This is a genomic window from Cupriavidus basilensis OR16 (assembly GCF_000243095.1).
Lineage (GTDB): Bacteria > Pseudomonadota > Gammaproteobacteria > Burkholderiales > Burkholderiaceae > Cupriavidus > Cupriavidus basilensis_D.
Genome location: NZ_AHJE01000108.1, coordinates 35,976 through 62,531, shown reverse-complemented (window position 1 = coordinate 62,531; position 26,556 = coordinate 35,976). Strand labels below are relative to the sequence as shown.

The window sequence follows — 26,556 nt, the reverse complement described above, 5'->3', positions numbered from 1 at the left end:
GCGGCGCGCCGCCCGCTTGCAAGCCGGGCGTTGGCTGTTTGCGACACCTTGCGACACCCCATCCGCAGTCGACGCAATTTCGCAACACTTTGGTGCATTGCAACGCAAGGTATCGTTGTGCATTGCCCACATTCGAACGCATAATTAAACGGCCATTTACAACGAAGTTTCCAATACGTGGCATGAAGCGGATGTCCGGCGCCGATGTATTTCGAAGCTGGCGTCCTTGTCAGGGTGCGGTTTCGGCCGCACTTGTTTTTCCCGATTTCCCTTCCAGCCCCCGCCCCTGCATGACGCCGCTACATGCCACCGTCCCGCCGATCAGTTGCCTGATCGCCCTAACGGTGTGCAACCACGTAGCCTTCAATGCCAGCCGGGTTGTGGTCTCGCTGTTCGCCCTCTCCCTCAAGGCCTCGACCGTCACGCTCGGCATCCTGATGTCGCTCTATGCGTTGCTGCCAATGCTGCTGGCAATCCATGCCGGCAAGCGCATCGACGAGATCGGGCCACGCAAGCCGATGACCGCGGGCTCGCTGATGGTGGTCGCGGGCACGCTGCTGCCGGCGGTGTGGCCCGGCATCGCGGCACTCTATCTTTCCTGCGCGCTGATCGGTGTCGGCTTCATGCTGGTGCAGGTCGCCATGCAGTTGCTGATCGGGCAGATCTCCACCGATAGCACACGGCTGCGCAACTACACGCTGCAAGCGCTGGGCTTCTCATTCTCCGGCACGCTGGGCCCGGTGATGATGGGCTATGTGATCGAGCACGCGGGCTACCGCCCGGCTTTTTTTGTACTGGTGGCGGTAGCGGCCGACTTTTTTTGTACTGGTGGCGGTAGCGGCCGCCGGGCTGGTCGGCCTGCACTTCGTACGCGGGCGGCTGCCGGCGCGTGGCGGGCGCGCCGCGCGCGGCACGATCGTGGATGGCACCCGTGACTCCACATTGGGCTTGCTTGCCCACCCGGAACTGCGCGCGGTCTTTATCGCCAGCGCGGTCCTGTCGGCGGCCTGGGACTTGCACGCTTTCCTCATTCCCATCCAGGGCACCCGGGTTGGCCTCTCGCCATCGTCGATCGGCTGGGTGCTGGGCGCCTTCGCCATTGCCACCTTCGCCATCCGCGTGGCCATGCCACTGGTGTCGCGCCGGCTCTCGGAGTGGAAGGTGATTCGGGTTGCACTGCTGGTCGGGGCGGTAGCCTACCTGCTCTACCCCTTCGCGGCCGAATTCTGGCTGATGTGCTGCCTGGCCTTCCTGCTGGGCCTGGCGCTCGGCAGTGCCCAGCCTAACGTCATGAACATCCTGCACATGGCTTCGCCCACCGGGCGCGCCGGCGAGGCCCTGGGATTGCGCTCGGCCGTGCTCAATACCAGCCAGGTGGTGTGGCCGCTGACTTTTGGCGTGGTCGGCACGGCGCTTGGCATGCTGCCGATCTTCCTGTCGATGGCAGGGGCGATGGGAGTGGCCGGCTACTACTCGCACGGCCGGGCCCGCAAGCTGCCACCGGCCTGAGGCCGCGGCTGCGTTGCATTTGAGTTGCGCGCGCGCAAATGCGGTCTGCTGCGCTTTCGCTATACTCAAATCAGACAGGCCGCCGGCGCCGTGCATGCTTGCCCCGCGCGCGGCCTGCTGACTCGATACCTGATCTGACATGACCCAACTCGCCGACCTCCGCCGTACCTACGTACTCGGATCGCTGTCCGAATCCGACGTGGCGCCCGATCCCATCAGCCAGTTCCAGCGCTGGTTCGATGAAGCCATCCACGCCAAGCTCCCGGAACCCAATGCCATGACGCTGGCCACCGTCGACGCCGACGGCCAACCCTCGGCACGCATCGTGCTCCTCAAGGGCATGGACGCCCAGGGCTTTACGTTCTTCACCAACTACGAAAGCCGCAAAGGCCTGGACCTTGCCGCCAACCCACGCGCGGCGCTGCTGTTCCACTGGGTGCAGCTAGAGCGCCAGGTGCGCGTGGAGGGACGCGTTGAAAAGGTTACCGATAGCGAGAGCGATGCTTACTACGCGTCGCGTCCGCTCGGCTCGCGCCTCGGGGCATGGGCCTCGGAGCAGAGCCGCGAAGTAGCGGACCGCACGGTGCTGGAGCAGCGCGAAGCGGATTTCCGCGCCAAGTTCGGCGATAACCCGCCGCGCCCGGCGCACTGGGGCGGGTACCGGCTGGTGCCGACCCGCATCGAGTACTGGCAGGGACGCCCGTCGCGCCTGCACGACCGGATCGCCTACCGCCTGGCGCCCGACGGTAGCTGGCAAATCGTGCGTCTGTCGCCGTGATTGCCCTGAGCGCGGCGCCGTCGGCCGCCAAGGTCGCGCACTGCACAAAATTAGGAATTGTCGTAAAGTAAGTCAGGGTCGCTTGCGCAGGCAGGCGGGCCACCAGGAGCAGGCCCCGCCTGCCCTGTGCTGTAGTTCGAGGAGTGTGCCGCAACCATCAGGAGGGAGGCCGCATGTTTTTCAAGCAAGCACTGGACAAGCAACTGGACCACTGGATCGCCGATCTGCGTGACCGGGCCAACCTCCCCGTGAGGCTGCGGCTATGGAACGGCAACGAGTATCCGCTCGGCCGTTTCGACCATCCCGCGGTCACCCTGACCGTACGCGAGGTGGGCGCCCTGCCGCTGCTGCTCACGCCTAGCCTGGACAACGATCGACCTGGATGGCAAGCTCAGCGACATCATCGCCGTGGCTTACCGCTTTTCGGCCGCCGCCAGCGCGCAGGCCGGCGGCGCACTGGCACGCGTGGCCCAGCATTTCGCCCACACCAAGGCGGCGGACAAGGCCTCGATCCAGTATCACTACGACGTCTCCAACGAGTTCTACCGGCTCTGGCTGGACCCGGGCATGGTGTACTCCTGCGCCTACTTCGAGCATGGCGATGAAGACCTTGCCACCGCCCAGCGCAAGAAGATCGATCACATCCTGACCAAGATCCGGCTCCAGCCCGGACAGACCTTGCTCGATATCGGCTGCGGCTGGGGCGCGCTGGTGATTCGCGCGGCGCAGAAGTTCGGCGCGCGCTGCGTCGGCATCACGCTGTCGCAGAACCAGTTCGACCTGGCGACGGAACGCGTCAGGCAGGCGGGCCTGTCCGAGCGCATCGAGATCCGCTTGCAGGATTACCGCGATACGGCAGGCGCCTTCGACCGCATCACCAGCGTCGGCATGTTCGAGCACGTCGGCAAGGACAACCTGCCGGGCTATTTCGGCCGCATGCGCGAATTGCTGGCCGATGACGGCTTCGCCATGAACCATGGCATCACCTCGCCGGACCCCGACAGTGGCGCGACACCCATGGACGGCTCCGAGTTCATGGATCGCTATGTGTTTCCGCAGGGCGAGCTGCCACACATCGGCATGGTGCTCAACGCCCTGCAGCGCGGCGGCCTGGAGGCCACCGATGTGGAGTTGATGCGCGGCCACTACCGGCGCACGCTGCAGCATTGGGCGGACAACTTCGAAGCCCAGGGTGATACCATCCGCGCCATGGTGGGCGAGAAGAAATACCGCATCTGGCGCGTCTACCTGGCAGGCTGCGGCCATGCCTTCGATACCGACCAGATGTCGATCTACCAGGTGGTTTGCCACAAGGCCGGCCTCTCGTCGCAGAGCTTGCCCTGGTCGCGCCGCTACATCTACGACAAAGCGCTTGACTGAAAACCGGCTTGACTGAAGATCTGTTCGGCGGCCTGCTGGAGTTGCCAGGGGTGGCCGCTGCCGCCAATCCCGCACCCAATGCCGCAGTCACCCCGACCGATGCCGCCGGCACCAAGCCGTCCCGCGGCAAGAGCGTGCTGGCGCCGCCCCCGGACCCCGCCCTGCTGGCACTGGCGCAACGCCTGCCGGCCGGGCTGCGTCTCGGCACGTCGTCATGGTCTTACAACGGCTGGAACGGCTTGGTCTATCAAGGCGAGTACACGGACAGCCTGCTTTCGCGCAAGGGCCTGGCCGCCTACTCGCAGCATCCCTTGCTGGCCGCCGCCGGCATCGATCGCGGGTTCTACGCGCCGATCCCGCTTGCCGACTACGTTGCCTACGCGGCCCAGGTACCCGCGCACTTCCGCTTCTTGGTCAAGGCGCCCGCCAGCGTTTGCGATCCGTGGCTGCGCACCTCCGAAGGCGCCGGCCGGCTGGCCAACGCCAGCTTCCTCGATGCCGAGATCGCCGCGCGCGATTTCATCGCGCCGGCCACCGCGGGCCTTGGCGCCAAGTGCGGGCCGCTGCTGTTCCAGCTTTCCCCGCTAGGCGCGATGGCCGGCGACAGCGCCGGCTTCCTGTCGCGGCTCGACGCCTTCCTCGGCGCCCTGCCACCGCTCGACGCCGCCGCCACGCCCGATGCCCGCTACGCGGTGGAACTGCGCGACGCCGCCTTGCTCACGCCGCGCTTCATCAAGCTGCTGCGCGCGCGCGGCGTGCGCTTCTGCCTGTCGGCGCGCGAGCGCATGCCGCCGGCCGAACGGCAACTGCCGGCACAGGCCCTCATGGACGAGGGCGCACCAGGACCGCTGGTGCTGCGATGGATGCTGCATGCGGGCTTTGCCTACGAGCAGGCCGAATCCCGCTACGCACCGTTTGACCGGCTGATCGACGAAGACCCCCATACCCGTGCGGTGATCGCCGAGCAGGTGGTACGCACACTGCGCGCGGGCCAGCCGGCCTATGTGATCGTCAGCAACAAGGCCGAAGGCTCGGCGCCGTTGACTTGTGTACGGCTGGCCGAGGCCATCGCCGAGCGGCTGGAAGCCAGCTGAGCGCAGGCCCGGCGCATCAGCGATTCAGGTGATGCGCGAATTTCTGCCGGAACTTGGCCAGCTTGGGTGAAATCACGAACGAGCAGTAGCCCTGGTTCGGGTGGTTCTGGAAATAATTCTGATGGCCTTCTTCCGCGCGCCAGTACGGTTGCGTGGGCTCGACCTGGGTCACCAGCGGCGCATCGTAGAGCTTGTGCTCCGACACCTCGCGCATCACGTACTCGGCCATGGCACGCTGCGGCTCCGTGTTGGTGAAGATCACCGAGCGGTACTGCGTGCCGACATCGTTGCCCTGCCGGTTGAGGGTGGTGGGATCGTGGATGGCAAAGAAGATCTCCAGGATCTCGCGGAACTTGATCACTGTGGGATCGAACGTCACGCGCACCACTTCGGCGTGCCCGGTGTCGCCGCCACACACCTGTTCGTAAGTCGGATGGTTCACGTGGCCGCCGGTATAGCCCGACTCCACGGCCCGTACGCCCTTGACTTGCTGGTACACCGCTTCCAGGCACCAAAAGCAACCACCACCCAGCGTGGCAATCTCATGCTCGTTGTCCATCTTGATCTCCCCGGCCCATGACAATAGGTAGCATACTCGTTCGGCACCCGTCACGCCGCCGGAGACTGCAGTGGGCGCCCTGCGCCTAGCGAATCGGCAAGGCGACCGGCCGGATCGGCGCGGCATCGGCCCCACGGAACTTCAATGAGGCGCCGATAAAGGCGAACTGGTAGACGCGGTCCCGGGACAAGGCTTCCAGGTTCACCAGTTCGATGATTGGTGTGCCCTGCTGCGCCAGCAGGTAGGTGTGGACCGGGATGTAGTTGTCGGGCACCTCCGCCGGGAACGTCTCGAAGCTCAGGTTATCGGCGCCCACCACCATCGCGCCGCCCTCCTCGACCAGGAACCTGGCCGCGTCCAGGCCCAGGCCCGGCGGATTGGCCATGTAGGCCTGGGCGTTTTCATACTGCTGCATGCGCCCGGTGCGGATCAGCACCACGTCGCCCTGCTGCAGCGCCACGCCCTGCTTGTCCAGCGCCTCGCGCAAGTCCTTGCGCGTCACGCGATAGTTGTCGGGCAGCATGTCCAGCCCCTTGGCCGCAGCCACATCGATCAGCACACCGCGGGCGACGATCGGGGGCAGCTTCTCCGCGCCGGTGACTTTCCAGCCGCGATCGCCCAACTGCTCGGCCGCGGAATAGCCGTTCCAGATCTTGCCGTTCAGACCGAAGTGGTTCAGCGCATCGATATGCGTGCCCATGTGCGCGTACATGGAAACCGCCGAGCCGCTGTAGCTGACATGCCGGTTCATCGCCTCGCCCACCTGCATGGAGTCGGCCACCAGGTTGCCATGCGGGGTATGGGTCATCCACATCTGATAGGGCGGATCGCCGGCGGCCTGCCAGCTAGGCATGCCGATGAAGTAGTCGACCGCGAGGTCGTAGGCCTGCGTGCCGGAAACGCGCGCCATGATGGCCGCGCGCGAGGCCGGGGTGATCAGGTTGAGGCGGCCGATCTCGTCCTTGGGGCCCCAGGGGCTGACGCCCACCTGGGGCGCCGCGCCGGCGGTACCGCTCAGTAGCGCGAACAGCAGCGGCAGGGAAAAAGCGGCCAGGCGGCGCGTGGCGCCGGCGGCAGGGGTAAGGCGGAAGGACATGGGGGACTCCTGACAGGATTGGCGGTTTCCACAGCAACGTGGAACGCATGTCACCATCCTATTAGGGATCTAATAGTAGATAATCTGCCAATTCAGACAAACATATTCAACCAGCTGGAAAATATATGGATCTGCTCGCGGCGATGCGCACCTTCCGGCGCGTGGTGGAACGCGATAGCTTCAGCCAGGCCGCCGCCGATCTCGGGCAGTCGACCGCCGCGGTCAGCAAGCAGGTGCGCCAGCTTGAGGCGCGTCTGGGCGCGCTGCTGATCCAGCGCACCACGCGCCGCATGCGCCTGTCGGAAACCGGCCGCGCCTACTTTGCCGAGTGCTGCAGGCTGCTCGACGAGCTGGATGCGCTGGAGCGGGCCACGGCCGCTGGCACGGACGAGATCAGCGGGCGCCTGCGCGTGAACGCGCCGCTGTCGTTCGGGCTCAAGGTGCTCTCGCCCCTGCTGGTGACGTTCATGGCGCGCTATCCGCAAGTACAGGTCGAGCTGACGCTGGACGACCGCTTGCTGGACGTGGTTTCGGAGGGCTTCGACGTCTCGCTGCGCATCCGCTCGGCATTGACGGATTCGTCCCTCATCGCGCGGCGGCTGGGCGAGGTGGAGCAAACCATCTGCGCAGCCCCCGCCTACCTGGCGGCGCGCGGCACGCCGCGCACCGTGGAGGACCTGCGCGGCCACGACTGCCTGGCCTACCAGTTGGCCGACTATCCCGGCAGCTGGCATCTGGAAGGGCCGCAAGGCACAACCAGCATTGACATGCCGGCGCGCTTCTCGGCCAACAACAGCCTGCTGCTCAGCGATATGCTGCTGGCCGGGCTGGGTATCGGCGCGCTGCCCTCGTTCATTGCGCTGCCCTTGCTTGCGCGTGGCGAGCTGGTCAGGGTGCTGCCCGAACACGCGCTGGCCAGCCGGAGCATCTATGCGCTCTACGCCAGCCACCGGCACCTGCAACGCAAGGTGGGCGCGTTCGTGGCATTCCTGGCCGAGGCTTTGCAAGGCCCGCGGGACGCCGCGGCGCAAGCTGCGCCGGACGGACGCTAGCTCAACGACGCCGCCACCATCGCCCGCAACTGGGGCTTGAGGACTTTGCCAAGCGCGCTCTTGGGCAGGCTATCCACCAGCACCACCCGCTGCGGCAGCTTGAACCGCGCGATCGACAGCGCCAGCCGCGACCACCTCGATGCAACCGTCGGCATTGCGATGCGCAAGATCGCCTGAACGGAACCAGCCCTCGCGAAAATCCGGATGGTCCGGCTGGCGCCAGTAGCCCTGCATCAGGTTAGCGCCGGCGAGCCAAAGCTCGCCCACTTCGCCGTCGGCGACCGCAATGCCTTGCGCATCGGCCAAGCGTACCTGTACCTCCGGCTGGGGCCAGCCAGCATAGCCGGGCCGGGCCATCGCCTGGTCCAGGCGCAGCACGACCGATACGGGACCGGTCTCGGTGGCGCCGTAGACCTGCCCGAGCGGGACGCCGCGCGCATGGAAGGCATCGATGTAGGCGCGGGGAATGGGCGAGGAACCAGCCATCACGCCACGCAGCGAAGAGAGATCCGCGCTTGGCCAGCCGGGATGCTCCAGCACGGCGCGCAGCGTGGCTGGCACCATCAGCGACAGCGTGGGCTGCGTTTGCGCGCACGCATCGAGCCAGGCATCCGGCGCGAAGCGCTGGTGCAACGTCACCTGCGCCCCGGCCAGCAATGCCGGCAGCGTCTGGATGCACAGGCCGCCCACATGGAACAGCGGCAGCACGGACAGGACATGGTCCTCCCGCGTCATGCGGTGCGCCCACCAGCTCGCGCGCGCGTTGGCCAGCAAGCCGGCCTGTGTATGCAGCGCGCCCTTGGGGTAGCCGGTGGAGCCCGAGGTGTAGACCAGCAGCAGCGGCGCCTGGTCAGGCGGCTGCAAGGGCCGCGCCAACGGTGTGTCCAGCGGCGCCGGCCGGTCGATCAGGCTATCGATCGGCGCCCACGCGGCGGGCTCCGGCAAGGCGGCCGCCACCGCCGCCGCAGCCGACGCGTGCGGCGCATCGTGAAACAGTACGCGAATGCCCGCATGCGCGGCGATGGCGCTCAGCTCCGCCACAGCCAGCCGAAAGTTCAGCGGCACGAAGATGGCCCCGAGCCTTGCGCACGCGAACAGCATGGCGAGCTGCAGATCGTGGTTCAGGCACAGCGTGGCCACGCGATCGCCCGGCTGCACGCCCCAGGTGCCGGCCAGGTGCGCGCAGACTCTTTCCACGCGGCGCCACAGCTTGCCATAGCCAATGGTATGGCCGAGGCTATGCAGCGCCGGGCGCTGTGGCGCGGCGCTGACATGCGCATGCAGCGTGCGCAGCAGCGCGCCCGGCTCCGGCGTGCCGGCAAACAGCCGGTTGGCGCGCTTGCTCATTCGTCGCGCTCGCCCGACTCGTACAGGGTCTCGCGGCCCATGCGGTCCAGGATCAGCTCGGCAGTCCAGGGCAGCATCAGCGCGCCGCAGCGCGAATCACGATAGAGCCGCTCCAGCGGCAGGTCCTTGAGCATGGACTGGCCGCCGCAAGTGCGGATCGCCAGCCGGGCGAGTGGGCGGCGTACAGCCGCATGCGCGCATCCTTCCCCGGACTGGCGCAGGCTTCATGAATCACGCGCCAGAAGATCGAGCGCATGTTCTCCAGCTGGATGCGCATCTGCGCCACCGCGATCTGCTTGGTGGGATACATGCGGCGCTTCACCGGCGGCTGGCCTGGCACTTCGCCGCGCAGGTACTGCACGGTGAAGTCGTACGCGGCCTGCGCCACGCCGAGATAGGTCGGCGAGAGCGTGAAGAACATGGCCGGCCAGGTCTGTGCCGCCTTGTAATAGACACCGCGCGGCATCAGCTGCTCCTGGTCGGAGACGAACACGTCCTTGAGCAGCAGCGTGCGCGACACCGTGCCGCGCATCCCCATCGGATCCCACTCGCCGGTCACGGTGAGGCCTTCGGCCTTGCCCGGCACCGCGATATAGAGCGTGTCGCGCATATCGGGCGAATGGTCCGCGCACTCCTCCGTGCAGAGGATGCCGTAGTAATCCGCCGCGCCCGACAGCGACGCAAAGATCTTGCGGCCATTGAGGACCCAGCCGCCTTCCACCTTGCGTGCGCTGGTGCCGAAGGGCGCGCGCCCGGCCGCGGCGGCCGAGCCCTCCGAGAAGGGCTGGGCGTAGATCGCGCCGTCCTTCACCACGCGCGCAAAGTGCAGCTCGCGCCGGGCCTCGTGCTCGGCGCGCTGCGCGGGCGTCATGGCGATGCCGTCGGCCAGCATGCCGATCCACATGGTGGAGCAGATGTGCATGTTGTAGGTCAGCGCAGTGGCGCCACAGTAGCGGCCGATCTCCGCGCCCACCATGCAATACGTGGCAAAGTCCGCACCCTCTGCGCCAAACTCGCGCGGCACGCACAAGGCCAGCAGGCCAGCCTCGCGCAGATCATCATAGTTGGCAAAGGGGAAGCTGGCCTCGCGGTCCCACTGCGCCGCGCGCGGGGCAAAGCGCTCGCGGCCGAGCCGGTTGGCGAGCGTCAGCAGGCGCTCCTGCGCTTCGGTGAAATCGGCGCTGCCGACGGCGGGGATGAAGTCCAGTGGCATGATCGTGTCTCCCGGGCATCGGCCACGCGCGTGGCAATGCCTCGATGTTCTTGTGGATTCAGTGCAGCGGGAAATGCCGTCCCAGGAAGCCGAGCACGGCGGCGTTGAAATCCGCGGGGCGCTCCATGCAAGCCAGGTGGCCCACCGCGGCCAGGCACAGGTACTCGGCGCCAGCGATCTTCTGCGCCATGCGCTCCATCACGGCGGGCGCTGCGTTGGCGTCGTGCTCGCCGGCCAGCGCGAGCACCGGCACGGTGATGCGCGCCAGCGCTTCGCGCCGGTCAAAGCGCACCAGCGCCTGCAGGGCGGCGCGATAGGTGTCGGGCGGCACGGCCGCCATCACGCTGGCAGCGAACGCCACCGCGCCAGGCTCGGCCTGCGGCGCGACCATGGCGCGCACCAGCCCGCTGGCCAGCTCCGCCATGGTCTTGCCGGCATCGAGCGGCGCCGTGCGCGCGGCCACGAAATCGCGTTGCCACTGGCCATCGGCCTTGCCGAATGCGGGCGACGTACCGGACAGCACCATTGCGTCGATCAGTCCTGGCATGGCTGCGTAAGCTTCCTGCGCGACCATGCCGCCCATGCTGTGGCCTAGCAGGACCACACGCCGGCCCGCATCGCGCTCAGCCTGCAGCACCGGCTGCAAGGCGCGCGCCAGCCCGGCGAAATCATAGGGATCGATCATGGCGCTGTCGCCGTAGCCAGGCATGTCCCAGGCCACCGCGCGATAGCCCGCTTGCACCAGCGCAGCGATCTGCGCCGGCCACGCGGCCTTGCCGCCGCCGATGCCATGCAGCATCAGGACGGCCACGGGACCGATACCCTGCGCGATGGTGGACATGCCGTTGGCATGGGTCCGGGTCGTGCCGGGTTTCACGTTCTCGTTCATGCGTTTGCCTTGTTGTTGGAATGGGCCACTTCGGGCGTGGCCGGGCCGGCGAGCCGGCCCTCGTCCACCTCGCCCACGCCATCGAGCGTGATCGTGCAGTTGCGCAGCGGCAGGTCGAAGTGGCCCAGCGTGTGGCGGCCGGCGACCTCGTTGGCGCCGGTGGAGTAGAGGAAGTTGCCGGCAAAGGCGCGCAGCTCCGTGCCGTTGCAGTCGCGCTTGTCGTAGAACGTCATCGCATCCCAGCGGGCCTGCGGGTTCAAACCCCAGCCCACGTGCGACACCGCGTAGGCGTCGCGCGTGCCTTCGCGGTCGGCCCACGCCGCGTAGTAGCCGCGCATCATGTCGGCGTCCATGCCCTGCCCTTCGATGCCGACCATGTAGTCATCCTCGATATGGCAGACGATGGTGTCGCGCAGGTAGGTCTTGAAGGTCAGGTTGACGTCGCCCGGTGCGAGCACCAGCGTGCCGTTGACCTGCCCGCCGGCGGGGAAGGCCAGGCACAGGCCGCCCGGCCAGTGCGCGACCTGGCCCGGCTTGTTGCAGTAGCCCCAGACGCCGCCTGCGCGCGCGCTGGCGAGCCCAACGCGCAGCTCGGTGCCGGCGGCCGAATGCACGCGCATCTCGCCTGCGCCGCGCAACCGTTTCATGGCCGCGCGCACGCTGCCCTCCAGTGCTGGATCGGGCAGGCAGCGCTCCAGGATCTCGGGATGTTCGTTGCTGACCATCAGCAGGCGCGGCACGATGCCGTCGGCGCCTTTGAGGATCAGCGGGAGTTCGGGTGCATGCAGCAGGCCCTCCACGGTGCAATCGATCACCAGGTGGCAGCGCTGCAAGGCGGCCACCACCGGGGCGAGCTGCTGCAAGGCATCGCTGGCGCCGGTGGAGCGCACGGGCGCGGGCGCGGTTAGCGCCGGCGACGGCACCTGGATACGTACGGGCGTGGCGCCCAGCGATTGCACCGCCAGTTCCGCCAACTCCACATTGACGCGTCGGGATTGGGACTCCGTTACAATCCCAACCACTTCCTTGGCGGACAAGGCGCACAGTTCAAGGGTGCGCCGAAAAGCCGCCAGCCAGCGGTGCTCGATTTGCTCGATGAGCATAGGTCTCCTCCTGGTGCGATCTGCTGCGGTCCTGGCAGGGTCCCGGGGGAATGGCCTTGGTGCGCCAGCCCACCGATGCCTCCCGCCGGACGCATTAGCTTTGTGCTTGTGATTCTTGTCGCTGGCGCAAATAATATATGAAATTTCATGGATCCCAGTGGAACCCGCGCTATGGGCATGCCTGAGGCCACGCCAAGCATCATCGGCAAGGCCGCTTCTCCCGATTTCGATACGCTGCACTTCCGGCGCACGCTGTCCCAGTTCGCCACCGGCGTAACGGTGATCACCACCCGCGCGGGTCCTGGCTCGCCGCCTGGCGCGCCGTTCGTGGGCATTACCGCCAGCTCGTTCAACTCGGTCTCGCTCGATCCGCCGCTGGTGCTGTGGAGCATGGCCACGCGCGCCAACAGCCTGCCGATGTTCCGCGACGGCTCGCACTACATCATCAATGTGCTGTCGGCCTCGCAACTGGACCTGTGCCAGCGCTTCGCCACGCTCAAAGGCGACCGCTTCGCGGGCGTCGACTACCGCCTGTCCGAGAACGGCCTGCCGATCCTGGCCAACGCGCTGGCCTGGTTCGAATGCCATAACCGCAGCCGCTACGACGAAGGCGACCACGTCATCTTCGTGGGCGAGGTGGAGCGCTGCGGCGTGCACGACAACGCGGGCAACCCGCTGGTGTTCCACGACGGCCGCTTTGCCACCACCGATCCGCTGACGGACTGAAGTCCGGGCGCCACAGCCATGAAGGATTCGCCCAAGCCGGCCCCGGCGGCCCCAGCCCCAGACGCTTTTGTGGACGGCTACCTGCCCTACCTGCTGGCGCGCGCCAGCCACCTGGTGTCAGGCGAGTTCCACCGGCAGGTCGAGGCAGCCGGGTTCTCCGTGCCCGAATGGCGCGTGCTGGCCACGCTGGCCGACCGGCCCGACTGCACCATCGGCGCGCTGGCCGATATCACGCTCACCAAGCAGCCCACCCTGACCAAGCTGATCGACCGCATGGCCGCCGACGGCCTCGTCACGCGGCGCAACGGCGCCCTGGACCGTCGCCATGCGCTGGTGTCGATCACCGCGCGCGGCCGCAGCCGCGCCCGCGCCCTGCTGGACCGGGCCGCTGCTCACGAGCAACAAGTGCTGGACGACTTTGGCGTCACGCAGGGCGACCAGCTCAAGGACACCTTGCGCCGCCTGATCGCGCTGCACGCGCCGCGCTGAGCGCCGGCACCGTTCAGGCCCGCGGCGGCTCGCCCTTGATGACCGCCAGCGGCGAGCCATCCGTCTTGATCCTCTGCAGCACGATATTGGAGCGGATATCCATCACGCCGGGCGTGCGGTAGAGCCGGTTGACGATGAAATCCGAGTAGTGCTTCAGGTTGCGCGCCTGCACCGTCAGGATGTAATTGCTGTCGCCCGTGATGATGTAGGCCGACACCACTTCGGGCCAGGATTGCACCGCCGCGTTGAAGGTATCGTGCCAGCCCTCGGTTTCGGGACGCATGGACACCTGCACGATCGCCTCCAGTTCCAGGCCGAGCCGCTCAGCGTCGAACCATGCCCGGTAGCCGCCGATCACACCGTCCTCCTCCAGCAAACGCACACGCCGCAAGCAGGCCGAAGGCGACAGCGCCACGCGGTCCGCAAGGTCCTGGTTGCTGATGCGCCCGTTCTCCTGGAGGCAGGTCAGGATGCGCAAATCGATGGGATCAAGGTTCATTTCGCAGATTCTTCCATGATTCTATTCATAAATGAAATTCTATGCGAAATCCATCGGAATCAACTGGTCATTTCGCAAGCCTCTTGCCCGTAATATTGACTATCATGCCGTCATCCGCTCCACGATGAGCCTTGGAACGCCACCCCAGGCGTCAGCCCCCGATGACGAACCGCCCCGCCCCCGATACCTACGATAGGCCGCGCCAGCTCTGGGACATCAGCCCCGCGCTCTCGCCGGACACGCCGGTCTGGCCGGGCGACACGCCATTCCGGCACGAGCGCAACTGGCAGATCGGCGAGCATTGCCCGGTCAATGTCGGGCGCATCACCTTGTCCCCGCACACCGGCGCCCATGCCGACGCCCCGCTGCACTACGCCGCGGACGGCGCGCCCATTGGCGCGGTGGACCTGGCGCCCTACCTCGGCCCGTGCCGGGTGATCCATTGCATCGGCGCTGCCCCGCTGGTCGAGCCCGGCCATATCGAACATGCCCTGGCAGGCACGCCACCACGCGTTCTGCTGCGCACTTACCAGCAGGCGCCACTGGCCCGGTGGGATCCGGATTTCTGCGCGGTCGCGCCCGAGACGATCGCCCTGCTCGCCGAGCACGGCGTGATGCTGGTCGGCATCGATACGCCCTCGCTGGATCCGCAGGAGTCCAAGACCATGGACGCGCACAACATGGTGCACCGGCATCGCCTGGCCATCCTCGAAGGACTTGTGCTCGACGCCGTGGCCGAGGCGGACTACGAACTGATTGCCCTGCCCCTGCGCTTTGCCGGACTCGATGCGAGCCCGGTGCGCGCGGTACTGCGCAGCCTGACCTGAACGACCCGAACCCAACCTCCCCCCAGGAAACCTCTCACACATGACCGCACTGACTCGCGAGCACTGCCTCGCCCTCGACCAGCAAGATCCGCTGCGCCACCTGCGCGACCAGTTCGCGCTGCCGCAAGGCGTGATCTACCTCGATGGCAACTCGCTGGGCGCCCGCCCGCGCAGCGCCGCGGCACGCGCCGCCGCGGTCGTGAGCGAGGAATGGGGCACGGGGCTGATCCGCAGCTGGAACACGGCCGGCTGGTTCGAACTGCCGCAACGCCTGGGCAATATGCTGGCACCGCTGATTGGCGCCGGCGAGGACGAAGTCGTGGTGACCGACACCACCTCCTCCAACCTGTTCAAGGTGCTGGCGGCAGCGCTGCGCGTGCAGCAAACCCGCGACCCCAAGCGCAAGGTGATCGTGTCGGAGGCCAGCAACTTCCCCACCGACCTCTACATCGCCCAAGGACTGGCCGACCTGTTGCAGCAAGGCTATTCGCTGCGCTTGGTGAATGCCCCCGAGGAAATCGATGCGGCGGTTGACGCCGACACCGCCGTGCTGATGCTGACCCACGTCAACTACAAGACCGGCGAAATGCTCGACATGGCCGGCGTGACCGAGATGGCGCACGCCCGCGGCGCGCTCACGGTGTGGGACCTGGCCCACTCGGCCGGCGCCGTGCCCGTGGCGCTCAAGGCATCGGGCGCGGACTACGCGGTCGGCTGCACTTACAAATACCTCAACGGCGGCCCCGGTTCGCCCGCCTTCCTGTGGGTTGCGCCCTCGCTGCGCGACGCCTTCTGGCAACCGCTGTCCGGCTGGTGGGGCCACGCCGCGCCGTTCGCGATGGAACCCGGCTACCGCCCGCGCGAAGGCGTGGCGCGTTTCCTGTGCGGCACCCAGCCCATCACCTCGCTGGCCATGGTTGAATGCGGGCTCGATATCTACGCCCAGACCGACATGGCGGCGCTGCGGGCCAAGTCGCTGATGCTGACCGACCTCTTTATCGCGCTGGTGGAAGCACGCTGCGCGGCGCATCCGCTCGAACTGGTGACGCCGCGCGCCCATGCGCGCCGCGGCAGCCATGTGAGCTTTGCCCATCCGGACGGCTTTGCCGTGGTGCAGGCCCTGATCGAGCGCGGCGTGATCGGCGACTACCGCGAGCCGCGCATCGCGCGCTTTGGCTTCACCCCGCTCTACACCAGCTTCACCGAAGTCTGGGATGCAGTGGAAATCCTGCGCGACGTGCTCGATAGCGGCACTCACAAAGCCGAGCGTCACCAGACCCGCGGCCTGGTGACCTGAAGGAGCATGCCATGAGCAACCACAAGGGATGCCCGATGTCGGGCACGGGCGCCACCGGGACCAGCGAGGCCAGCGAGGCCAGCTGGCACGACGCCCAGATGGATTTCGCCAAGGACATGAGCTACGGCGATTACCTGGCGCTGGACCAGATTCTCAACGCCCAGCATCCGCTCTCGCCCGAGCACAACGAGATGCTGTTCATCGTGCAGCACCAGACCAGCGAGCTGTGGATGAAGCTGGCGCTGCACGAGCTGCGCGCCGCGCGCGAATGCGTGCGCCAGGACCAGCTGCCGCCAGCCTTCAAGATGCTCACGCGCGTCTCGCGCATCATGGAGCAACTGGTGCAGGCGTGGAGCGTGCTGGCCACCATGACGCCGCCGGAGTACTCGGCGATGCGGCCTTACCTGGGGATGTCGTCGGGCTTCCAGTCCTTCCAGTACCGCGAGATCGAGTTCATCCTGGGCAACAAGAACGCGGCCATGCTGCGCCCGCATGCGCACCAGCCGCAGCACCTAGCGCTGGTGGAAGAAGCCCTGCGCACGCCCTCGCTTTACGACGAAGCCATCCGCCTGATGGCGCGGCGCGGCTTTGCCATCGATGCGGCCTGCACCGAGCGGGACTGGACCCAGCCGGCCGGCGAGAACGCCTCGGTGGAGGCTGCATGGCTGGAGAGCGACGGGTCCGACAGCCGCGCCGCCAGCGCGCGCAAGGCCGGCGCCAGCTTGTCGTGGAACACCGCTTCCTCGACCGAGCCATAGGACGCACTACAACTCAGCATGTGCAGCTCCTTCTCCCCCACCGGACGGAATGCCACCGCGCATGCGTGGATGGCCGGGTGCCAGTCGCGGAACGACGCCGCATAGCCCAGGGTAGACGCCTGGGCCACCGTGGCGCGCATGGCTGCCTCCTGGGTTTTCCATTGCTCGGGATAGGCCAGGGCAAACTCCGCCAGCACCCGGTCGCGCTTGGCCGCCGGCAAGGCCGCGAGGTAAGCGCGGCCCATGGAGCTCGATACCAGCGAAAGCCGCGACCCCACTCCCAGCCCCAGCATCACGCCCGCATCGTTGCGGATCGATTCAAGATAGATCACCTCCATGCGCTCGCGCTTGCCCAGCGAGACCGACACCCCGTAAGCCTGGGCGAACGCCAGCATGTGCGGGCGCGCCAGCGTCACGACATTGGACGCGGACAGGTAGGAATAGCCTAGCGCCAGCACGCCAGCATCGAGTGCGTACTTGCCCAGGCTATCGTCGTAGCGCAGGTAGCCCAGTTGCACCAGCGTGCCGGCCAGCCGGCTCACGGTGGCTTTGGGAAAGCCCGTGCGGCGCACGAAATCCTGGTTGCCCAGCATCGACTCCCCAGTGCGAAAGCAACGCAGCAGCTCAAGGCCGCGCGCCAGCGCGGCAACAAAATTGGGATCGCTTTCGCGCGGTGTGGCGCTGGCGGCATCCGCCGCAGGCGTGGCTTGCGATTCAGTGGCCAAAAGTGATCTCCGCGCAATGGATGAAGGCGGCGCGCCCTATTGCATGGATCGCGCATTGCGATATACTACATCATCGGAACAGAGTTCCGCAATGCGGAACCGAAGAAGCAACTCGGCGGGCCGCGGAATGCGCCGATAATTCCTGAATTCAGGGCTGGCCCGCGAGGCTGCCCATCCCGATCTGCACTAGACCTGCACTACCGAAGGAGACCTACATGGCTGCCAACGCCGAATTCCACTGGGCTGACCCGCTGTTGCTGGACGACCAGCTGAGCGCCGACGAACGCATGGTGCGCGACGCCGCCCTGGCCTATTGCCAGGACAAGCTTGCCCCGCGCGTGCTGCAATCGTTCCGCAACGAGAAGACCGACATCGAGATCTTCCGCGAGATGGGCGAGCTCGGCCTGCTCGGCCCCACCATTCCCGAGGAATACGGCGGCCCCGGCCTGAACTACGTGGCCTACGGCCTGATCGCGCGCGAAGTGGAGCGGGTGGATTCGGGCTACCGTTCGATGATGAGCGTGCAGTCGTCGCTGGTGATGGTGCCCATCCACGAATTCGGCAGCGAAGCGCAAAAGCAGAAGTACCTGCCCAAGCTGGCGACCGGCGAGTGGATCGGCTGCTTCGGCCTGACCGAGCCGAACCACGGCTCCGACCCGGGCTCCATGATCACGCGCGCCAAGAAGGTGGCGGGCGGCTATGAGCTGTCCGGCGCCAAGATGTGGATCACCAACTCGCCCATCGCCGACGTATTCGTGGTGTGGGGCAAGCTGGTCGGCGACGACGGCAAGGAAGCGATTCGCGGCTTTATCCTGGAGAAGGGCTGGAAGGGCCTGTCGGCACCTGCCATCCACGGCAAGGTTGGCCTGCGCACCTCGATCACCGGCGAAATCGTCATGGACCAGGTGTTTGTCCCGGAAGAGAACCTGATGCCGGGCGTGTCCGGCCTGAAGGGTCCCTTCACCTGCCTGAACTCGGCCCGCTACGGCATCGCCTGGGGCGCCCTGGGCGCCGCCGAGTTCTGCTGGCACACAGCGCGCCAGTACACGCTGGACCGCAAGCAGTTCGGCCGCCCGCTGGCCGCCAACCAGCTGGTGCAGAAGAAGCTGGCCGACATGCAGACCGAGATCACGCTGGGCCTGCAGGGCTGCCTGCGCCTGGGCCGCATGAAGGACGAAGGCACCGCCGCGGTGGAAATCACCTCGATCATGAAGCGCAATTCCTGCGGCAAGTCGCTGGACATCGCCCGCGTGGCGCGCGACATGCTCGGCGGCAACGGCATCTCGGACGAGTTCGGCGTGATCCGTCACGTGGTCAACCTCGAAGTGGTCAACACTTACGAAGGCACCCATGACATCCACGCGCTGATCCTGGGCCGCGCCCAGACCGGCATCCAGGCGTTCTTCTAAAGCACGCCGCCCGGGCCCGCCCGCTCTCTCGCAAAAAATAAAAAGGCCCGGCTGCAAAGCCGGGCCAAGCACACTACCAAGGAGAGACGACGGGCGAGCCCATCGTTGTACAACACCGGTCAGCCGGCCCGGCGCTACGCGCCCCGGCCGGCTGCTTGCTTACTTGTTGGGTTGCGGCGTCAGCCGCAGGTAAGGCCGCACGGCCTTGTATCCCTTCGGAAATTTCTGCTTTATCACGTCCTCGTCCTTCAGCGAGGGCACAATCACGACATCGTCGCCGTCCTGCCAGTTGCCTGGCGTGGCAACGCTGTGGTTGTCGGTGAGCTGCAGCGAATCGATCACCCGCAGGATCTCGTTGAAATTGCGTCCAGTGCTGGCCGGGTAGGTGATGGTCAGCCGCACCTTCTTTTTCGGGTCGATCACAAACAGCGAGCGCACCGTCAGGGTCTCGTTCGCATTGGGGTGAATCATGTCGTACAACTCGGAAACCTTGCGGTCGCCGTCGGCGATGATGGGGAAATTGACCGTGGTACCCTGGGTGCCGTCGATATCCTTGATCCACTCGCGATGGGACGCGACAGAATCGACCGACAGCGCAATGACTTTGACATTGCGCTTGGCGAAATCGCCCTTCAGCTTCGCCGTCAGGCCGAGTTCGGTGGTGCAGACCGGCGTGAAATCGGCCGGGTGCGAAAAAAGCACACCCCAGCTGGCGCCTAGCCATTCGTGGAGGCGGATCGGGCCCTCACTGGAATCCTGTTCGAAATCCGGCGCGATGTCGCCCAAACGTAGAGCCATACTCGTCTCCTCAAAAGGCAAATTAGGGTTGAACCAGTGTAGTGAGATTGCGATCCAACCCAAACGAATATAAAGTCACTACAAAATCACCTTTTTGTCTTAAGACCTTTGTCCTGCGTCACCGTCCTACACGCTGTGTCGGACTCGTGGTGTTGAAACCACGGCGGTTCCCCGCATATGCTAGTAAAGAGGGCGAGAAGCTGCCCGACAACGTGCGAGGAAGGCAGAATGTCACAATCCGAAACCACCGCCCGCAAACAGGAGAAACTGATGAGCGATGTCAAGACCGTTTTGTCCGATGCCGAAGAACTGCTTAAGCAAGCGGCCTCGACCACAGGCGAGAAAGCTGCCGAACTGCGCGAGCGCGGCATGGGCCTGCTGAAACAAGCCAAGGAAAAGGCCCAGGATCTGCAGGACGCCGTAGTCACCAAGAGCAAGGCGGCCGCACGCGCCACCGATGACTATGTCCACGACCACCCGTGGCGCGCCGTCGGCGTGGCCGCCGGTGTTGGCCTGCTGATCGGCCTGCTGCTGAACCGCAAGTAATTCGCAAGGCCACGAGCCTCGCGTATGAAGCCGAACGCCCCGCACTCAGTCCTCAGTAGGTCGCGAGGCGGTGCAGGGCAACGCCCCGCCAGTGGCCCGACACCACTGGCGGGGCTTCCCGTCTGTAGCTGGTGCAGCGCATTGCCGCTGCACGCCTTCGCCGGAATTGCATGAGCGACCCCACCTCCTCCCCCAAGTTTATGGATGCCCTGCGCAGCCTGGCAGGATCATTGGTGGCGATGGTGCAGACGCGCCTCGAACTAGCCAGCGTGGAACTCGCGGAAGAACGCGCGCGGCTGATGAAGATGGCCTTGCTGGCCTGTTTCGGCCTGGTGTTCTTTGGCCTGGCCCTGGTGACGCTGACCGTGCTGATCGCCATCCTGTTCTGGGACACTTACCGCTGGCAAGCCCTCGGCGTGCTGGCTGCGTGTTACCTGGCCGCCTGCGTAGCCTGCCTCGCATTCGCCCGTCATCTGGCGCGCAATGCCCCGCCCCTGTTCGAAGCCACGCTGGCCGAGATCGATAAAGACCGGGAGATCCTGCGCCGATGAGCACACCGCACACCCCAGGCGAGCCGGCCGACAACGCGGCCGGCTCCCCATCCACCGCCAAAGCGCCTCGCCCGCACCAGCGCCCCGCACGTTTCGCGCGGGAGGTGCGCCTGCCCCTTGCCATTCGCAAGGAGTTGCTGATTACGCGGGCCGCGCTCGAGCGCTATGACTGCGCCCAGGCGCTCGATCACGTCCGTGGCAGCGCGTCCCGCCTCGGCCGCTTCACCACGTGGCTGCCGCGTATGACCCGGCCCGCCTCGTGGCTCAAGCTGCTCGGCCTGGCCAAGGACTATCCCATTCTCAGCTCGGCCGTGTCCCTGGCGCTGCCATTGCTGCGCAAGACCCCGGTGCTGCGCTGGACCTGGAAGCTGTCCAAGTTCGGCGCGCTGGCCGCTGCCGGCTACTGGGCCTACGAGACTTTTCAGAAAGGCTCCGCCCAGGCCGCCCGCAAGACGCCCTCCGACACCGTCGACACGGGGTTTCGCGACCCGCTGGTGCGTTAGCGCGGCGCATCGCCATGCAGGGCCGCCGCCTGCGCTGGCCTTGCCCCCCTAAGGGTCCGCCACGCGATGGCAAGCCGCCGTACGCCACCATCGCGGCGCGCGCTCCAACACTTTTTCGACGCGAGGTGACAGCGCAATGACCCAACGAGCGGAAATGCAGCAGAAGTCGTTCTACCTGCTGCTGGCAGTCGTCTCCGTAGCCTTTTGCTTCGTCCTGTGGCCGTTCTCCGGCGCCGTGTTCTGGGGCACCATCCTGGCCATCATCTTCACGCCGCCCAACAACTGGCTGACCCGGCGCATCGGCGGCCGACGCAACCTGGCATCGCTGACCACGCTGACGCTGTGCCTGCTGATCGTGGTGCTGCCACTGATCTTCGTCACGGGCGCCCTGATCCAGGAAGGCAGCACCGTCTACCAGCAGATCAAGTCGGGCCAGCTCAATTTCGGCGCCTACTTCCAGCAAGCCGTGCATGCCCTGCCACCGTCGGCGACAAAGGTGCTGGACCGCTTCGGGCTGACCGATATCAGCGACCTGCAGCAAAAGCTCACCGCGGGGGCCACCCAGGCCAGCCAGATCATCGCCACGCAGGCGCTCAGCATCGGGCAGAACACGTTCCAGTTCATGGTCAGCTTTGGCGTGATGCTGTACCTGCTGTTTTTCCTGCTGCGCGATGGCCCGCAGGTTTCCAAGCTCATCATGCGGGCCATCCCGCTGAGCGAGCCCCACAAGCAGCACCTGCTGCGCAAGTTCACCACTGTGGCCCGCGCCACCGTCAAGGGCAATATTGCCGTGGCCGCCGTGCAGGGCGCGCTGGGCGGCCTGATTTTCTGGTTCCTGGGCATCCAGGGCTCGCTGCTCTGGGGCGTGCTGATGGGCTTCCTGTCGCTGCTGCCGGCGGTGGGCGCGGCGCTGATCTGGGGGCCGGTGGCAATCTACTTCCTACTGACCGGCGACGTGGGCAAGGGGTCCATCCTGATCGGCTTCTGCGCACTGGTGATCGGCGCGGTGGACAACGTGCTGCGCCCCATCCTGGTCGGCAAGGACACCCGCATGCCCGACTGGGTGGTGCTGATCTCCACGCTGGGCGGCATGGCGCTGTTCGGGCTGAGCGGATTCGTCATCGGTCCGCTGATTGCCGCGCTGTTTATCGCCAGCTGGGACCTGTCCACATCCACGCGCGAAGAAATCGAGCGCCGGGACGCCGCGCAGGACAAGGAGCCGAAGCCAACCGCACCGCCCGAAAGCACGACCGGGCAAGCCACGCGCACGGAGCGGGCCCCGCCACCGCTTGCCGGCCCCGAACACACCAAGGAGTGAGCATTGCGTCAAGACAACCCAGCATCCGGTGCAGCGGCGCCGGCAAAGGTGAAACGCTATAGCGTGCGCGAGCTGTTCCGCAAGCCGGACCGTTCCCAGTTCTCGATCTCGCCGGATGGCCGCCACCTGTCTTTCCTCGCCCGGCACCAGGGCCGCCAGAACGTTTTCGTGCAGGCCATCGACGCGCAAGGCAACCTGCTGGGCGAAGCCCGGCCGCTGACCGGCGAGAGCGAGCGCGACCTGCCCTTCCACACCTGGAAGGGCAACGCGCACATCCTGTACGCCAAGGACTTTGGCGGCGACGAGAACTTCCACGTGCTGTCGGTGCCGATCGACGGCGGCGAGCCGCTCGACCTGACGCCTTATCCGGGCGTGCGCGCGGAGATCGTCGACGATCTCGAGGACGATGACCGCCATATCCTGCTGTCGCACAACAAGCGCGACCCCGAGGTATTCGACGTGCTGCGCGTCGATGTCGTCACGGGCGAGTCCGTGCAGATCGCGCAGAACCCCGGCAACGTGATGAGCTGGGGCACCGACCACACAGGGCGCCTGCGGGTGGCGACCGCCAGCGACGGCGTGAACACCACCCTGCTCTATCGCGATACCGAGGACGAGCCATTTCGCCCGATCCTGACCACCGACTTCCGCGAGACGGTCTCGCCGCTGTTCTTCACCTTCGACGACAAGCAACTGTATGTGCAGTCGAATCGCGGCCGCGACAAGACGGCGATCTTCGAATTCGACCCGCAGACGGCCCAGGAAGGCCACCTGGTCTTCGAGCACGACGAGGTGGATGTCGGCGGCCTGTCCCACTCTCGGCATCGCCGCGTGCTGACCGCGGCCTGGTACACCGACTGGAAAACGCACCGCCACTTCTTCGACACCCACGCCGAGCGGATCCATGCCGACCTGGAGCGGCAACTGCCGGGCTATGAGCACCACGTCACCAGCATCACGCGGGACGAGACCCGCATGATCGTCTCCGCGTCGAGCGACAAGACCACCGGCACGCGCTACCTGTACGACAGCGGCACGCAAAAACTGGTCACGCTCGGCAAGGTGCAGCCCTGGCTCGATGAAGCCGACATGGCCGGCATGCAGCCGATCCGCTTCACCTCGCGCGACGGCCTGCAGATCCACGGCTACCTGACGCTGCCGGTGGCCAGTGCGGGAGAGCCTGCGCCGCAAGGCCTGCCACTCGTCGTCAACCCGCACGGCGGCCCGTGGACCCGCGACGTGTGGGGCTTCAATACCCGAGGTTCAGTTGCTGGCCAATCGCGGCTACGCGGTGCTGCAGATCAACTTCCGCGGCTCGACCGGCTACGGCCGCGCGTTCTGGGAGGCGAGCTTCAAGCAGTGGGGCAAGACGATGCAGCACGATATCGACGACGGCGTGGACTGGCTCGTCGCGCAAGGCATCGTGGACCCCAGGCGCATCGCCATCTACGGCGCCAGCTATGGCGGCTACGCGACCCTTGCGGGCGTCGCCTTCACGCCGGAGCGCTATGCCGCGGCCATCGACTATGTCGGCGTATCGAACCTGTTCACGCTGCTGGAGACCATTCCCGCCTACTGGAAGCCGATGCTCGACATGCTGTACGAGATGGTCGGCAACCCGAACGTCGAAGCCGAGCGCCAGGCGCTGCACGATGCGTCGCCGGTGTTCTTCGCTGACAAGATCCGCACGCCGCTGCTGGTGGCGCAGGGCGCCAACGACCCACGCGTCAAGCAAGCGGAGAGCGACCAGATCGTCCAGGCGCTGCGCTCGCGCGGCGTCGACGTGGAATACCTGCTCAAGGAAAACGAGGGCCACGGCTTCCACAACGAGGAAAACACCTTCGACTTCTACGAAGCCATGGAAGCGTTTCTCGCCAGGCACCTGGCTAAGGACGGCGCCAAAGACGGCACCAGGCAAGGCTGATCCGCGCCGGAAAACCAGACGCGGGGCATGAAACAAAAAAGGCGTAACGGTTGCCCGCTACGCCTTTTCGCAATGCTGGTGGGTCGTGCGTGACTCGAACACGCGACCAACGGATTAAAAGTCCGCTGCTCTACCGACTGAGCTAACGACCCGGAAAAACTGAAGCCGCGATTATAGGAAGATCTTGGCTTCAATGTCAACCTTTGAACGCGAACGGCCCGTGCTAGATCATGCGCTCAAGGCGCCATATCTGATAGCGGAAGCCCAGCACCGAGCCAACCAGGATGCCGGCCAGCGCGATAAAGGAGCCGATCGCCAGGGTGGACACGCCTGACAGGCCCTGCCCGATGGTGCAGCCCAGCGCGGTCACGCCGCCGACGCCCATGAGGATGCCGCCCACCAGATGGTTGCCCACGTCCTCGGCATTGCCGAAGCCTTCCCAGCGGAAGGTGCGGGTCACCAGCGCATACGCGGCAGCGCCAGCCACCACGCCGAATACGCTGACGATGCCGATGGTCAGCACCTTGCTTTTGTCGCTGAACATCATCAGCCAGTCGAGCGTGTAGGCGTAAGGGGCGACGAAGCTCAGGCTCTCCATGCGGCCGCTGTTGCTGGCGACGAAGAGTTCCTCAAGCGTATTGGGATCCTCGGCAACATAACCCAGGTGCCCGGAGACGTACCACATGGCCACGATGATCAGGCCCACGGCCAAGCCACCCAGCAGGTTATCGAAGGTACGGAAACCACGCCCGGCCAGCGCCCAGATCACCAACGCCCCGCCCAGCACCAGCGCGATGCCGATCTGCAGGGTGGCGCGCGCCATGCCGCTGGCGTGGGCCAGCACGGAGGGCAGGTCCTGCGTGGTGGGCAGCGTGAGCGCCACGGCATCGACGGTATTCACGCGAATCACGCCAAACAGGCCGCGCAGCGTCATATAGGCCGACAGCCCCAGGAAGACGAACACCACCAGCGACTTCAGGTTACCGGCGCCGATGCGCACCAGCGTCTTGCTGCCGCAGCCCGAGGCCAGCACCATGCCAAAGCCGAACATCAGCCCGCCCACCAGGGCGGAGAGCCAACTGAGCTTGCTCGCGGCATAGATGGTCTTGGTGGGATCGATGTAGCCGCCCGCGGCCAGCGTGGCGGTGCCGATCATGGCCACGCCGATGGCCAGCCCCCACATGCGCATGCGGGTCCAGTCGCCCATGTTGACGATGTCGGAGACCGCCCCCATGGTGCAGAAGTGCGTGCGCTGGAGCACCACCCCAAACAGGAAGGTCAGGATGAAGGTGCTCGCCAGTACGGTACTGCTGAGCGCGGCAATGTCGATTTCGGGCATGGGTGTCCGGCGGGGGAAGCGGAACGGGTGGGTGGGTGCGCAAGCACGCTGGTGGCAATGGCAACCGTCAGGCGGCGCCCTGGTAGCGGGTGGGATCGGGTACGCCAGCGGCCTCGAAGCCCGCGCGGCGGATGCGGCAGGAGTCGCACACGCCACAGGCGCGGCCGTCGTCGTCGGCCTTGTAGCACGACACTGTCATGCCGTAGTCCACGCCGAGCCTGACGCCGGCGCGAATGATTTCGCCCTTGGTCATGTCGATGATGGGCGCGTGCACGCGAATGCGCTCGCCTTCCACACCAGCCTTGGTGGCGAGGTTGGCAAGCGCCTCGTAGGCGGACACGTACTCGGGCCTGCAATCCGGATAGCCGGAGTAGTCGACCGCGTTGGCGCCGAAGAACAGGTCGCGGCCGCCGACGGCCTCGGCCCAGCCCAGAGCCAGCGACAGCATGATGGTATTGCGGGCCGGCACGTAGGTGACGGGAATCCCGCCGACGGCGCCGTCAGTGGGCACGTCGAGGCTATCGTCGGTGAGCGCGGAGCCGCCGAAGCGGCGCAGGTCGAGGTCGATGATCTCGTGGCGCACGGCGCCCTGGGCTGCGGCCACGCGCTTGGCGGCCTCCAGTTCCGAGGAGTGGCGCTGGCCGTAGCGCATCGACAGCGCATAGGTCTCGAAACCCTGCGCATTGGCCATGGCAAGGACGGTGGCGGAGTCCAGGCCGCCGGAAAGCAGGACGATAGCGCGTTTTTTCATGATGGCAGGGCGCGGCGCCAGTCGGCGCCACGCAAAATTCGAGGCGAATCGGGTATTTTAGCGCGGCCAGGACAAA

Annotated in this window: 24 protein-coding genes, 1 tRNA gene and 4 pseudogenes; 17 read left to right on the top strand and 12 right to left on the bottom strand. The window is 66.3% G+C overall.

Annotated features, from left to right (window positions below; all coding sequences use genetic code 11):
* Window positions 1-290 precede the first annotated feature (290 nt).
* The 5 genes and pseudogenes from OR16_RS48540 to OR16_RS32460 all read left to right on the top strand — a co-directional run bounded on the left by OR16_RS48540 (window position 291) and on the right by OR16_RS32460 (window position 4,761).
* Window positions 291-935 carry an MFS transporter gene (locus OR16_RS48540; protein ID WP_423739701.1) on the top strand — a complete coding sequence of 215 codons (645 nt, stop codon included), beginning with the start codon at window positions 291-293 and terminating at the stop codon, window positions 933-935.
* Complete coding sequence (locus OR16_RS48535; RefSeq protein WP_423739700.1) at window positions 919-1,509, top strand: MFS transporter; 591 nt, start codon at window positions 919-921, stop codon at window positions 1,507-1,509. The genes OR16_RS48540 and OR16_RS48535 overlap by 17 nt, the downstream gene beginning before the upstream one ends.
* Before the next feature lie 139 nt (window positions 1,510-1,648).
* Window positions 1,649-2,287, top strand: a complete 639-nt coding sequence (pdxH, locus tag OR16_RS32470) for a pyridoxamine 5'-phosphate oxidase (protein WP_006162981.1) — start codon at window positions 1,649-1,651, stop codon at window positions 2,285-2,287.
* 173 nt (window positions 2,288-2,460) lie between these two features.
* Window positions 2,461-3,667 (top strand): annotated as a pseudogene (locus OR16_RS32465) (class I SAM-dependent methyltransferase).
* Between the two features lie 8 nt (window positions 3,668-3,675).
* Window positions 3,676-4,761 carry a DUF72 domain-containing protein gene (locus OR16_RS32460; protein ID WP_006162978.1) on the top strand — a complete coding sequence of 362 codons (1,086 nt, stop codon included), beginning with the start codon at window positions 3,676-3,678 and terminating at the stop codon, window positions 4,759-4,761.
* A 16-nt stretch (window positions 4,762-4,777) separates the two neighbouring features.
* Here OR16_RS32460 and msrA read toward each other — a convergent pair whose 3' ends face one another.
* The gene (gene msrA / locus OR16_RS32455) at window positions 4,778-5,320 is read right to left on the bottom strand and encodes a peptide-methionine (S)-S-oxide reductase MsrA (protein WP_006162976.1); all 543 of its coding nucleotides are present in this window, start codon (window positions 5,318-5,320) and stop codon (window positions 4,778-4,780) included.
* 85 nt (window positions 5,321-5,405) lie between these two features.
* On the bottom strand, window positions 5,406-6,416 hold the full coding sequence (locus tag OR16_RS32450) for a cyclase family protein (RefSeq protein WP_006162974.1): 1,011 nt from the start codon (window positions 6,414-6,416) through the stop codon (window positions 5,406-5,408).
* A 125-nt stretch (window positions 6,417-6,541) separates the two neighbouring features.
* On the opposite strand from OR16_RS32450, the gene OR16_RS32445 reads away from it, so the two are divergent.
* A complete protein-coding gene (locus OR16_RS32445) occupies window positions 6,542-7,468 on the top strand; it encodes a LysR family transcriptional regulator (RefSeq protein WP_006162972.1) in 927 nt (308 codons plus the stop codon).
* A 69-nt stretch (window positions 7,469-7,537) separates the two neighbouring features.
* Here OR16_RS32445 and OR16_RS32440 read toward each other — a convergent pair whose 3' ends face one another.
* The 4 genes and pseudogenes from OR16_RS32440 to OR16_RS32425 form a co-directional block, all read right to left on the bottom strand.
* The gene (locus tag OR16_RS32440; protein ID WP_006162968.1) at window positions 7,538-8,815 is read right to left on the bottom strand and encodes a class I adenylate-forming enzyme family protein; all 1,278 of its coding nucleotides are present in this window, start codon (window positions 8,813-8,815) and stop codon (window positions 7,538-7,540) included.
* Window positions 8,812-10,028, bottom strand: a pseudogene (locus tag OR16_RS32435) (acyl-CoA dehydrogenase family protein). The gene OR16_RS32440 and the pseudogene OR16_RS32435 overlap by 4 nt, the downstream one beginning before the upstream one ends.
* 58 nt (window positions 10,029-10,086) lie before the next feature.
* A complete protein-coding gene (locus OR16_RS32430) occupies window positions 10,087-10,917 on the bottom strand; it encodes an alpha/beta fold hydrolase (protein ID WP_006162966.1) in 831 nt (276 codons plus the stop codon).
* Complete coding sequence (locus OR16_RS32425) at window positions 10,914-12,020, bottom strand: hypothetical protein (RefSeq protein ID WP_006162964.1); 1,107 nt, start codon at window positions 12,018-12,020, stop codon at window positions 10,914-10,916. Before OR16_RS32425 ends, OR16_RS32430 begins: the two co-directional genes overlap by 4 nt.
* Window positions 12,021-12,191: 171 nt before the next feature.
* Here OR16_RS32425 and OR16_RS32420 point away from each other — a divergent pair, with 171 nt between their 5' ends.
* Window positions 12,192-12,746 carry a flavin reductase family protein gene (locus OR16_RS32420; protein ID WP_006162962.1) on the top strand — a complete coding sequence of 185 codons (555 nt, stop codon included), beginning with the start codon at window positions 12,192-12,194 and terminating at the stop codon, window positions 12,744-12,746.
* 18 nt (window positions 12,747-12,764) lie between these two features.
* A complete protein-coding gene (locus OR16_RS32415; protein WP_006162961.1) occupies window positions 12,765-13,235 on the top strand; it encodes a MarR family winged helix-turn-helix transcriptional regulator in 471 nt (156 codons plus the stop codon).
* A gap of 13 nt (window positions 13,236-13,248) precedes the next feature.
* On the opposite strand, the gene OR16_RS32410 is transcribed toward OR16_RS32415, so the two are convergent.
* The gene (locus tag OR16_RS32410) at window positions 13,249-13,734 is read right to left on the bottom strand and encodes an Lrp/AsnC family transcriptional regulator (protein ID WP_006162960.1); all 486 of its coding nucleotides are present in this window, start codon (window positions 13,732-13,734) and stop codon (window positions 13,249-13,251) included.
* A gap of 161 nt (window positions 13,735-13,895) precedes the next feature.
* Here OR16_RS32410 and kynB point away from each other — a divergent pair, with 161 nt between their 5' ends.
* From kynB to OR16_RS32395, 3 genes and pseudogenes are all read left to right on the top strand, one after another.
* Window positions 13,896-14,561, top strand: a complete 666-nt coding sequence (gene kynB / locus OR16_RS32405) for an arylformamidase (RefSeq protein ID WP_006162956.1) — start codon at window positions 13,896-13,898, stop codon at window positions 14,559-14,561.
* 40 nt (window positions 14,562-14,601) lie between these two features.
* The gene (kynU, locus tag OR16_RS32400) at window positions 14,602-15,858 is read left to right on the top strand and encodes a kynureninase (RefSeq protein WP_006162954.1); all 1,257 of its coding nucleotides are present in this window, start codon (window positions 14,602-14,604) and stop codon (window positions 15,856-15,858) included.
* Between the two features lie 11 nt (window positions 15,859-15,869).
* Window positions 15,870-16,487 (top strand): annotated as a pseudogene (locus OR16_RS32395) (tryptophan 2,3-dioxygenase); the annotation flags it as partial.
* Here the strand turns inward: OR16_RS32395 and OR16_RS42065 are convergent.
* Window positions 16,409-17,341 carry an IclR family transcriptional regulator gene (locus OR16_RS42065; RefSeq protein WP_237717305.1) on the bottom strand — a complete coding sequence of 311 codons (933 nt, stop codon included), beginning with the start codon at window positions 17,339-17,341 and terminating at the stop codon, window positions 16,409-16,411. The pseudogene OR16_RS32395 and the gene OR16_RS42065 overlap by 79 nt on opposite strands.
* 215 nt (window positions 17,342-17,556) lie before the next feature.
* Here OR16_RS42065 and OR16_RS32390 point away from each other — a divergent pair, with 215 nt between their 5' ends.
* Window positions 17,557-18,750 carry an acyl-CoA dehydrogenase gene (locus tag OR16_RS32390; RefSeq protein WP_006162948.1) on the top strand — a complete coding sequence of 398 codons (1,194 nt, stop codon included), beginning with the start codon at window positions 17,557-17,559 and terminating at the stop codon, window positions 18,748-18,750.
* Window positions 18,751-18,909: 159 nt separating this feature from the next.
* On the opposite strand, the gene OR16_RS32385 is transcribed toward OR16_RS32390, so the two are convergent.
* Window positions 18,910-19,548, bottom strand: a complete 639-nt coding sequence (locus tag OR16_RS32385) for a peroxiredoxin (protein WP_006162947.1) — start codon at window positions 19,546-19,548, stop codon at window positions 18,910-18,912.
* A gap of 228 nt (window positions 19,549-19,776) precedes the next feature.
* Between OR16_RS32385 and OR16_RS32380 the strand changes: the two genes are divergently transcribed.
* The 5 genes and pseudogenes from OR16_RS32380 to OR16_RS48530 all read left to right on the top strand — a co-directional run bounded on the left by OR16_RS32380 (window position 19,777) and on the right by OR16_RS48530 (window position 24,390).
* Window positions 19,777-20,094, top strand: a complete 318-nt coding sequence (locus OR16_RS32380; protein ID WP_324291756.1) for a DUF883 family protein — start codon at window positions 19,777-19,779, stop codon at window positions 20,092-20,094.
* A 170-nt stretch (window positions 20,095-20,264) separates the two neighbouring features.
* Window positions 20,265-20,645 (top strand): phage holin family protein, encoded by a 381-nt coding sequence (locus OR16_RS32375; RefSeq protein WP_006162944.1) that lies wholly within the window; start codon window positions 20,265-20,267, stop codon window positions 20,643-20,645.
* A complete protein-coding gene (locus OR16_RS32370) occupies window positions 20,642-21,148 on the top strand; it encodes a DUF3318 domain-containing protein (RefSeq protein WP_006162943.1) in 507 nt (168 codons plus the stop codon). The genes OR16_RS32375 and OR16_RS32370 overlap by 4 nt, the downstream gene beginning before the upstream one ends.
* A gap of 136 nt (window positions 21,149-21,284) precedes the next feature.
* Window positions 21,285-22,466, top strand: a complete 1,182-nt coding sequence (locus OR16_RS32365; RefSeq protein WP_081488940.1) for an AI-2E family transporter — start codon at window positions 21,285-21,287, stop codon at window positions 22,464-22,466.
* A 3-nt stretch (window positions 22,467-22,469) separates the two neighbouring features.
* Window positions 22,470-24,390: pseudogene (locus OR16_RS48530) on the top strand (alpha/beta fold hydrolase).
* 76 nt (window positions 24,391-24,466) lie between these two features.
* Here the strand turns inward: OR16_RS48530 and OR16_RS32355 are convergent.
* The 3 genes from OR16_RS32355 to queC form a co-directional block, all read right to left on the bottom strand.
* Window positions 24,467-24,542: transfer RNA gene (locus tag OR16_RS32355), tRNA-Lys, on the bottom strand.
* A 71-nt stretch (window positions 24,543-24,613) separates the two neighbouring features.
* Window positions 24,614-25,729 (bottom strand): YeeE/YedE family protein, encoded by a 1,116-nt coding sequence (locus OR16_RS32350; RefSeq protein WP_006162941.1) that lies wholly within the window; start codon window positions 25,727-25,729, stop codon window positions 24,614-24,616.
* A gap of 67 nt (window positions 25,730-25,796) precedes the next feature.
* A complete protein-coding gene (gene queC, locus OR16_RS32345) occupies window positions 25,797-26,480 on the bottom strand; it encodes a 7-cyano-7-deazaguanine synthase QueC (protein WP_006162940.1) in 684 nt (227 codons plus the stop codon).
* Window positions 26,481-26,556 lie beyond the last annotated feature (76 nt).